Origin of the sequence: Hymenobacter sp. HSC-4F20 (assembly GCF_019599275.1) — a bacterium.
GTDB lineage: Bacteria > Bacteroidota > Bacteroidia > Cytophagales > Hymenobacteraceae > Hymenobacter.
In genome coordinates, this window is sequence record NZ_JAHZTD010000040.1 from 1 (window position 1) to 416 (window position 416).

The window sequence follows — 416 nt, forward strand, 5'->3', positions numbered from 1 at the left end:
GGGTCTACTTCCCACCACTTCACACCGAAGTTCACACGGTTAGGCAGTTTGTGGTGGTTGTTTTGGAACAATTCGCCGCCTGTCAGGAAATCAAAGAAAAGCGAGTTGCGTGATTTGTCGTTGTTGTCGAAATTCTGGTAACCATACTTGTGTCCGCTCCAGTTTACGATAGCACCGTGCACCGGGCCCATCAGGAAGTGGATTGGCAAAAGCAGGAACATCCACCACTGCGTAGCGAAGGAGATGTAGAACATCACATAGAACACACCCCAGCCAATGCGTGAGAAATAGCTGTCGCCTAGTTTTTCGAGAGCTGACCAAAGCGGGTAGTCGCCATCGAAGCGGCGCTCCGGTTCCACGCGGTGGTTGAGCACGTCGTTGTAAATATTTTTGGTCTTCCACATCATCGAGAACGC

Annotated in this window: 1 protein-coding gene; it reads right to left on the reverse strand. The window is 51.0% G+C overall.

From position 1 onward, the window contains the following. Positions 1–416: fatty acid desaturase (locus tag K3G63_RS22630; RefSeq protein WP_220616421.1), on the reverse strand; the 416-nt coding region annotated here is incomplete at both ends.